The organism is Rhizobium sp. LjRoot30, from assembly GCF_964253915.1.
GTDB lineage: Bacteria > Pseudomonadota > Alphaproteobacteria > Rhizobiales > Rhizobiaceae > Metarhizobium.
The window spans coordinates 59,042-67,605 of sequence record NZ_CAXUSG020000020.1 but is presented as its reverse complement, the minus strand read 5'-3'; the positions used below and the strand labels follow the sequence as shown (position 1 = coordinate 67,605).

Genomic DNA, 8,564 nt, shown 5'->3' with positions numbered 1-8,564 from the left:
GGGGTGTTCGGCTCATGTTGAACACATTGCTCTCGGGGATTCACCTCGGATAACCGAATGTTAAACCGCGGCAAAAAATTGTGAATAATTTTTTGGGTGAATTTTCAATAGCTTGCAATTCAACACCAGCGTTTTCCGCCCTCTGTCTTCGCAGCGCAGCATTGAAAGCGCTTTTCAGCTGCCACAAATCCGACATATGATTTAACGGTCAACGCAAGGAGGCAGACAATGGGACTTACAAATTCCTTCAATGTCTTTCTGGTCAGCGCAGCATTTGTGTTCATCGCAACAATGCTTTTTATCTAGGGGAAAGTCGCAGACCGGTTCAAGGTTAGCGACCAACGACAGACCAGTCTTCGAGCACTCTTCGCAAGACAGACACATCAAGACAAACGCATGGCGATGGGAGCATCGCCATGCGTTTCTCTTTTGCGGCGTAGATGGAACGTATCAGGCGGCCGCGCCGGTGGTCTCAGCCACTTTCCGGGTCAGGCCGAGGCGTGCAAACGTCTCGTTGACCAGCGGGGCGCGGTTCATCGAATAGACGTGGAATTCATGGATACCGCGGCGGACGAGATCGGCCATCTGTTCGGCCGCGACATCCGCCGCCACGGCGGCACGCTCCACCGGTTTGTCGTCCAGCCCCTCGAAGCGTTCGTCGAGACGCACAGGCACCGTCGTGCCGCAGGCGCCGGCAAACCGCTTGAGCTGCGTCAGGTTCTGGATCGGCATGATGCCGGGTACGATAGGAATGGTGATGCCGGCCGCGCGCACGCGCTCGAGATAACGCTCGAAGACATCGTTGTCGAAGAAGAACTGCGTCAGCGCCCGGTTGGCACCATTATCCACCTTGCGTTTCAGCATGTCGATATCAGCGGCGGTATCGCGGCTTTCGGGGTGCTTTTCCGGATAGGCGGACACGGAAATCTCGAAATCGTCGATCGAGCGCAGACCGGCGACCAGTTCCGCGGCATTGGCATAACCGCCGGGATGCGGCTGGTAGGCAGCGCCGACACCGCCGGCCGGATCACCACGCAGGGCGACGAAATGACGGACGCCGGCAGCGCGAAAATCCTCGAGCGCCTGATGCACCTCGTCGCGGCTGGCGCCGACACAGGTGAAATGCGACGCCGTCGGCAGCGCGGTTTCCGCAAGCAATCGGCGCACCGTCGACAGGGTCGGCGCTCGCGTGGAGCCGCCGGCGCCATACGTCACCGAGACGAATTCGGGGTTCCAGCCGGCGAGATCATCAATCGTTGCCCACAACTGCCCTTCCATCTCCTCCGACTTCGGCGGGAAGAACTCGAAGGAAAAACGAAGTTTCGCGTGGTCTGCGGAACGAAGAGGTGAAGGGGACATCAGCGGCTCCCGACAAGAAGAGAGGAAGGCTGGCCGTCTCGGCCGGTTCGATCGGCAGCGCGTTCGTCACGCGCCAGCCAGATGGTGACGGTCAGATCCTGGCCGGCCTGCTTGCCGGAATGCAGATCGACGGATTTTTCCATTTTCAGGCCGGCGCGCTTCAGCCAGTCGGCCATCGTCTGATTGGAGAAGCCGAGGCGGACATGCGCGTGTTCATCACGCAAATGCTCCAGCGTGTGCGGCGCCAGATCGACGATCACGAGCCGGCCACCCGGACGGAGCATGCGTGCCGCTTCGGCAATCGCCAGTTCCGGCTGATCGAGGAAGTGTAGCACCTGGTGGATGGTGACGAGATCGAAATCCTGCGCATCGAGCGGCAGGTTGAGGATATCGCCATGCCGGACCGAGGCCTTGGCAACACGGGCCTGGTCGAGATTGGCGCGCGCCACGGCCAGCATGTCGCGGCTGGCATCGATGCCGACGGCACGCTGGTAGAGCGGCTGCAGCAGTTCGAGGATGCGTCCGGTGCCGGTGCCGAGATCGAGCAGTGCCTCGACCGGTTCGTCACCGACAAGCGCGACGATTGCCGCGTCGATATCGGCGTCGCTGACATGCAGGCGGCGCAGCGCATCCCATTCGGCGGCGTTGCGGCTGAAATAGGCCTGGGCGCGCTCCGCCCGCACCCGTTTCACCGACACAAGACGATCGCTGTCGCGCAAAAGCACCGGGTCGTTTTCCGATGCCGCCTTCAACAGTGTGCGCGCCAGCGTCGCCGGACGGCCTTCGCGCTTCAGGCCGAAATAGGCCCAGGCGCCTTCCTGGTAACGATCGATGAGATCCGCCTCGCCAAGCAGCTTGAGATGCCGCGAAATGCGCGGCTGCGACTGGCCGAGAATTTCCGTCAGGTCGGAGACGGTCAGGTCCCCCTGCTCCAGAAGCGCCAGCAACCGCAGCCGCGTGGGCTCACCCACCGCCTTCAGGAGGTCCACCAGATCGTCGAGTCCGAATTTTACCAAGTTCGCCACGAAACACCCAATCAAGATATAAAGATATCTTTATGTCATTAGGTGCGATGACGCAAGCAGGAAATCACCTGCCGCAAAATTCTGTCAGCCACGCCATGATGCTGCGGAACCCAGCATCGGGCAAGAAAAAGGCCCCCGGATGACCGGAGGCCTTGGATTGCAGGCAAAGACGAAACCTGTTTCCCATCCGGCCCGGCCAATGCCGAGAATGATGCGGGACGAGAAGCGAGCTTGCCAATGATATTGCGGCTCCCGGCAAGCGGAAGCCGAGATCGCTTTCGGCAGGAGACCGCCGAAAGCGAAAGCAGGCAAATCAGCGCGTCAGGCGCTTGTAGGTGACCCGCTTCGGATTGACGGAATCGGCGCCGAGACGGCGGATCTTGTCCTTTTCATAGTCTTCGAAGTTGCCTTCGAACCATTCCACCTGGCTGTCCCCCTCGAAAGCGAGGATATGCGTCGCCAGGCGGTCGAGGAACATGCGGTCGTGGCTGATGATAACGGCGCAGCCGGCAAAGTTTTCCAGCGCATCTTCGAGCGCCGCCAGCGTTTCGGTATCGAGGTCGTTGGTCGGTTCGTCGAGCAGGACGACATTGCCGCCGGCCTTCAGGAGCTTGGCGAGGTGCACGCGGTTGCGCTGGCCGCCCGAGAGCGTACCGACCTTCTGCTGCTGGTCGCCGCCCTTGAAGTTGAAGGCGCCGCAATAGGCACGCGAATTCATCTCGTGCTTGCCGAGCTTGATGATGTCGTTGCCGCCGGAGATTTCTTCCCAGACCGTCTTGTTGCCGTCGAGCGTATCGCGGCTCTGGTCGACATAAGCGAGATCGACGGTATCGCCGACGCGGATTTCGCCGCTATCGGGTTTTTCCTGGCCGGTGATCATGCGGAACAGCGTCGTCTTACCGGCGCCGTTCGGACCGATGACGCCGACGATGCCGCCCGGCGGCAGCTTGAACGACAGGTTTTCAATCAGCACGCGGTCGCCATAGGACTTGGTGAGGTTTTCCGCCTCGATGACCACTTGGCCGAGACGCTCGCCGACCGGAATGACGATCTGCGCGTCGCCGGGACGGCGATCGGCAGCCGACTGCACCAGTTCGTCATAGGCACGGATACGCGCCTTGGATTTTGCCTGGCGGGCCTTCGGGCTGGAGGCGATCCATTCCTGTTCGCGAGAAATCGCCTTCTGGCGGGTGGCTTCTTCACGGCCTTCCTGTGCCATGCGCTTGGCCTTGGCCTGCAGGTAGGCGGAATAGTTGCCTTCGTACGGAATGCCGCGGCCGCGGTCGAGCTCGAGGATCCAGCCGGTGACGTTGTCGAGGAAGTAGCGGTCGTGGGTGATCATCATCACGGCGCCGGGATATTCGCGCAGGTGCTTTTCCAGCCAGGCGATGGTTTCGGCGTCGAGGTGGTTAGTCGGTTCGTCGAGCAGCAGCAGGTCCGGCTGCGACAGCAAGAGCTTGCACAGCGCCACGCGACGCTTTTCACCACCGGAGAGATTGTCGACGGCCGCGTCGCCCGGCGGGCAGCGCAGCGCATCCATGGCCATTTCCACCTGGCTTTCCAGATCCCAAAGATTCTGGCTGTCGATGACGTCCTGCAGCTTGGCGCCTTCTTCTGCCGTCTCGTCAGAATAATTCATCATCAACTCGTTGTAACGGTCGAGGATCGCCTTCTTCGGCGCAACGCCTTCCATGACGTTTTCCAGCACCGTCTTGGAGGCATCGAGCTGCGGCTCCTGCGCCAAGTAACCGAGGGTGGCACCTTCGGCCAGCCACGCTTCACCGGTAAATTCCTTGTCGAGACCGGCCATGATGCGCAGCACCGTCGATTTACCGGCGCCGTTCGGGCCGAGAATACCGATCTTCGCATCCGGATAGAAGGACAGGTGGATGTTTTCGAGAATCTTCTTCGGACCGTAGGACTTATTGAGCCCTGACATATGATAAATAAACTGACGTGCCATTGGGATGATCGCTCCGCGCGGAAAAACTGGGATTGTGCCGCTATGTAGGCGAAATGCTCCGCGCGGGCAATGACGAAACCCAGCTTTCCGCCACGATCTGCCGAACCGCAGCGTTCACTGGAAGCCGGCGGCGTCGACGATACCTTCCGGGCAATCGAATTTTGTCGTTCCGGCACCGGCGATCATCGCCGCAAGCGACGCGTTCTCCGTCGAAACCGTGCCATTCAGGCCGATCGTCAACTCGGTGATGATCCGCCGGTCGCCGTCCTTGTTGCAGCGCATCTTGACGCGATCGCCTGCCCCTTCGCCAAAACTGTCTTCAAAGGCCTTCTTGATCTGAACCTCCGTCAGCGGCTTGCCGATATTGTCGCCAAACAGCTTGCCAACCGCCGAAGTGTTCAACTGCTCCAGCAGCAGCAGCGACGTCCTGAAATAGGTTTCGGCATCGACCCCGGAACAGCTGCCATGCTTGACCCATTCGTGGCGGTCCAGACCTGACTGCACGCCCGGCATCTTCTGGGACAAGGAGGCGGCAGTATCCGGGGACAGGGTCACCGCCGGCAGGTCTTTCCAGTCGCGCTTCTTGTCGGCGGCCTGCAACTCGGCGCTGACATCGCAATAGGATTTCCGGATCTTCCAGAGACCGTGCAACGAGAAGCGGCTGGCATCGAAACGATCCGCGGTCTGGCTGGCGCATTCCGGCTTCTTGCGCCGCCGCTCGCAGAAACCCGGCTGCCAGCTCGCCGCAAGGATGAGTTGCGTCCGCCCCTTGCGGCCGGTCGTCGCCTGCTCCTGCGTTTTTGCCGCCGCGGCCTCCGAATCATCCTGCGCCATAGCGGCGGTGGGGGAAAACAGCCCGAGCATGATCAAAAGCCATGCCATAACCAGTGACCGGAAAGTAATCCCGCTCATATGCCACCTCACCGCCAATGAAGAACAAAACAGGATCAAATAAGCATCCCCACGCGACAAATGCAACCCTGAATCGATATGCACGCGCAATTTTCGCACGTCGCCGAAGAGCCTCTTGCTTCTGCCGCACAAATCCCCTTTGTTCGGGCATGGCTTGGGGAGGCAAGGCGGATGTTTGACGAAACGCGGCGGTTGCAGAGCCCCGGCGGAGCCGATCTGGCCTGGCACCACCAGGAGGCGACCGGAGATGCCCGCGGCATCCTGCTGATCAGCCACGGGCTTGCCGAACACTCCCGACGCTACCGGCCGTTTGCCGAATACATGGCGGCCGAAGGTTATCACGTCTATGCCCATGACCATCGCGGCCACGGCGAGACCATCGCTGCGGATGCGCCCCTCGGCCGGTTTGCGCAAAGCGACGGCGCCCAGCGGGTGCTGGAGGACGTCTTCGCCATCCGCAACATGGCTGCAGAGCGTCATCCGGCCCTGCCGGTCATCCTCTTCGGCCACTCCATGGGCGGTCTGATCGCGCTGAATGCCGCCTTCGAGGATATCGGCCGCTTCGACGCGCTTGCCGTCTGGAATTCCAATTTTCACCCAGGCCCTGCGGGCCGGGCAGCGCAGGCGATCCTTTTCATGGAACGCTGGCTCAAGGGTTCCGACGTGCCCAGCCAGATTCTGCCGCGCCTGACATTCGAGGCCTGGGGCCGGTCGATCGCCGGCGCCAGGACACCCTTCGACTGGCTCTCCCATGACGAGGTGAAAGTCGCGCGTTACATCGACGATCCGCTGTGTGGCTTTGCCTGCAGCGTGTCGCTGTGGATCGACGTTTTTGCGCTGACGTTTTCCGGGCCAAAACGAGCCCTTTCGGTGACAGGCGGCCGCGATCTGCCGGTCCATCTTGCCGGCGGCGGCCAGGATCCGGCGACCTTCGGGGGACGCTCTGTTTTCGACCTCGCAAATCATTTGAAAAAGGCGGGATTCTCCAATATCAGCACGCGCATATATGAGGAGATGCGCCACGAAACGCTGAACGAAATCGACCGCAACACCGCAATGGTGGAGTTTGCCGCGTGGTGCGGGTCGGTTTCCGGTCGTTTTGCCGCAAAAACGGGACGATTGTGATCGATGGCGAGCAGTTCCTCCCCGCAGGGGGCCGCAATTCACGGCAGCGAGGTCATGGGCGGGATCATGCTGATGTTCCTTGCCGTGTTGATCGCGCCGCTGATCGACATCTTTTCAAAGCTGGCAGCCTCGACGATCGCCTCGACGGAGGTCGCCCTCTTCCGTTTCCTGCTGCAATCGCTGTTCATGCTGCCCTTCGTGCTCTGGCGCGGCGCGCTGGCGCAGATTTCCTGGCGGCAGACACGTTTCCACATCATCCGCGGCGGCATCATCGCGCTGTCGATGATCTGTTTCGTCACCACGCTGCGCGTGATGGAAGTCGCCGATGCCATCGCCATCTTTTTCGTCGAACCGATGATCCTGACGATCCTCAGCAGCATTTTCCTGAAGGAGACCATCGGCTGGCGGCGTTACACCGCCTGCGGCGTCGGCTTCCTCGGCGCGCTGCTGATCATCCAGCCGAGTTTCAACGAGGTGGGCTTCGTTGCCCTCCTCCCGGTCGTCACCGCCTTCTGCATCGCCATCTTCGCGCTGATGACACGCGTGCTGGCCCACCGGGAAGACCCCTGGGCCATGCAGTTCCAGACGGGAATCTGGGGCGGCCTGATCTGCGCCGTCATCCTGTTTTTCGGCGAAGGCAGCGGATCGCCGCTCTTCGATCCTTCGATCCCGGATTTCACGGCTGCCGGCCACCTGCTGGGCGTCGGCATCGCGGCGGCCATATCCGGCATCCTGTCGGTCTATGCCTACCGCGCCGCGCCGGCCTCGACGCTGGCGCCGCTGCAATATTTCGAGATCGTGTCGGCCACCCTGTTCGCCTGGCTGGTCTTCGGCGATTTCCCGGATGCGATCAAATGGCTGGGCATATCGATCATCATGGGCTCCGGCCTCTACATCATCTGGCGTGAACGCCGTTTCGTCTCCCGGCCGGTGTCCGATACATCAGAATCCACTCTTTCGCCCTGAACTTCAAGGAAATTCCATGACAGCAGACAGATCCAAGCAACCGCCGCTCGCCGGTTTTCGGGTGATCGAACTCGCCCGGGTTCTCGCCGGCCCCTGGGCTGGGCAGATGCTGGCGGATATGGGCGCCGATGTCATCAAGGTGGAAAACCCCGAAGGTGGCGACGATACCCGCGCGTGGGGCCCGCCCTTCGTCGAGGGCGCTGACGGTGAAAACCTCTCGGCCGCCTATTACCACTCGACCAACCGTGGCAAACGCTCGATCGCCGTCGATTTCAGCAAGCCTGAGGGCCAGGAGATCGTCCGCCGGCTGGTGAAAAGCGCCGATGTCGTCATCGAGAATTTTAAGGTCGGCGGACTGCAGAAGTACGGCCTCGACTATGAAAGCCTGAAGGTCCTCAATCCCAAGCTCGTCTATTGCTCGATCACCGGTTTCGGGCAGACCGGCCCCTATGCCACCTTTGCCGGTTACGATTACATCGTCCAGGGCATGTCCGGTTTCATGTCCATCACCGGTGAGGCCGACGGCCAGCCGATGAAGGCGGGCGTGGCCATCGCCGACATCTTCACCGGCATCTATGCGGTTGCCGCCATCGAGGCCGCCCTCATCCATGCCCTGAAATTCGGCAAGGGCCAGCACGTCGACATGGCGCTGCTCGACGTCCAGGCCGGCGTTTTGGCCAACCAGAACATGAACTACCTGATCTCCGGCAAGGCACCGAACCGGATGGGCAACGCCCACCCGAATATCGCGCCCTACGAGGTGGTGCCGGCGGCCGACGGCCATCTCATTTTGGCGGTTGGCAATGACGGCCAGTTCCGCCGGCTCTGCGGCATCTTCGGCATCGAAAGCCTGGCCGACGACGAACGCTTCGCCTCCAACAAGGCGCGTGTCGCCAATCGCGCCGAACTGCGGCCGATCGTCTGCACTGAGACCGCAAAATGGAAGAAACGCGACCTGCTCGATGCCTGCGAGGGCAATGCCGTGCCGGCCGGCGCCATCAACACCATCGGCGAGATGTTCGAGGACCCGCAGGTGAAGGCCCGCGGATTGCAGATCGAACTGGAAGACCGCGACGGCAACCGCATTCCGAGCGTGCGCAGCCCGATCGTCCTGTCGGAAACGCCGTTGGTGTATGAGCGCCCAAGCCCGCGCGTCGGCGAGCATACGCAAGAAGTATTGGAAGAGCTGCTGCAATGGGAAAGGAAAGCCTGAG

Annotated in this window: 7 protein-coding genes; 3 read left to right on the top strand and 4 right to left on the bottom strand. The window is 61.3% G+C overall.

What is annotated here, in order from left to right:
* Positions 1-450: 450 nt before the first annotated feature.
* The 4 genes from metF to ACSQ3I_RS25715 form a co-directional block, all read right to left on the bottom strand.
* The gene (gene metF / locus ACSQ3I_RS25730) at positions 451-1,359 is read right to left on the bottom strand and encodes a methylenetetrahydrofolate reductase [NAD(P)H] (RefSeq protein ID WP_436003676.1); all 909 of its coding nucleotides are present in this window, start codon (positions 1,357-1,359) and stop codon (positions 451-453) included.
* The gene (locus ACSQ3I_RS25725; protein ID WP_436003674.1) at positions 1,359-2,384 is read right to left on the bottom strand and encodes an ArsR/SmtB family transcription factor; all 1,026 of its coding nucleotides are present in this window, start codon (positions 2,382-2,384) and stop codon (positions 1,359-1,361) included. Before ACSQ3I_RS25725 ends, metF begins: the two co-directional genes overlap by 1 nt.
* A gap of 313 nt (positions 2,385-2,697) precedes the next feature.
* Complete coding sequence (gene ettA / locus ACSQ3I_RS25720; RefSeq protein ID WP_436003672.1) at positions 2,698-4,347, bottom strand: energy-dependent translational throttle protein EttA; 1,650 nt, start codon at positions 4,345-4,347, stop codon at positions 2,698-2,700.
* 114 nt (positions 4,348-4,461) lie between these two features.
* The gene (locus ACSQ3I_RS25715; RefSeq protein WP_436003684.1) at positions 4,462-5,211 is read right to left on the bottom strand and encodes a ribonuclease T2 family protein; all 750 of its coding nucleotides are present in this window, start codon (positions 5,209-5,211) and stop codon (positions 4,462-4,464) included.
* Positions 5,212-5,430: 219 nt separating this feature from the next.
* Between ACSQ3I_RS25715 and ACSQ3I_RS25710 the strand changes: the two genes are divergently transcribed.
* Genes ACSQ3I_RS25710 through ACSQ3I_RS25700 form a run of 3 tightly spaced genes read left to right on the top strand, consistent with a single transcriptional unit; the run spans position 5,431 to position 8,563 of the window.
* Entirely contained in the window at positions 5,431-6,384 is a 954-nt protein-coding gene (locus ACSQ3I_RS25710) for an alpha/beta fold hydrolase (protein WP_436003670.1), read from the top strand.
* Between the two features lie 3 nt (positions 6,385-6,387).
* A complete protein-coding gene (locus tag ACSQ3I_RS25705) occupies positions 6,388-7,350 on the top strand; it encodes a DMT family transporter (protein ID WP_436003668.1) in 963 nt (320 codons plus the stop codon).
* A gap of 16 nt (positions 7,351-7,366) precedes the next feature.
* Positions 7,367-8,563: a CaiB/BaiF CoA transferase family protein gene (locus ACSQ3I_RS25700; protein WP_436003666.1), complete on the top strand. Its 1,197-nt coding sequence runs from the start codon at positions 7,367-7,369 to the stop codon at positions 8,561-8,563.
* The last annotated feature ends 1 nt before the right edge of the window (position 8,564 follow it).

What these genes read in the sequence shown, in the direction of transcription:
- metF (WP_436003676.1), bottom strand. Translation starts at nt 1,359, where the DNA reads ATGTCCCCTTCACCTCTTCGTTCCGCAGACCACGCGAAACTTCGTTTT.
- ettA (WP_436003672.1), bottom strand. Translation starts at nt 4,347, where the DNA reads ATGGCACGTCAGTTTATTTATCATATGTCAGGGCTCAATAAGTCCTAC.
- ACSQ3I_RS25715 (WP_436003684.1), bottom strand. Translation starts at nt 5,211, where the DNA reads ATGCTCGGGCTGTTTTCCCCCACCGCCGCTATGGCGCAGGATGATTCG.
- ACSQ3I_RS25710 (WP_436003670.1), top strand. Translation starts at nt 5,431, where the DNA reads ATGTTTGACGAAACGCGGCGGTTGCAGAGCCCCGGCGGAGCCGATCTG.
- ACSQ3I_RS25705 (WP_436003668.1), top strand. Translation starts at nt 6,388, where the DNA reads ATGGCGAGCAGTTCCTCCCCGCAGGGGGCCGCAATTCACGGCAGCGAG.
- ACSQ3I_RS25700 (WP_436003666.1), top strand. Translation starts at nt 7,367, where the DNA reads ATGACAGCAGACAGATCCAAGCAACCGCCGCTCGCCGGTTTTCGGGTG.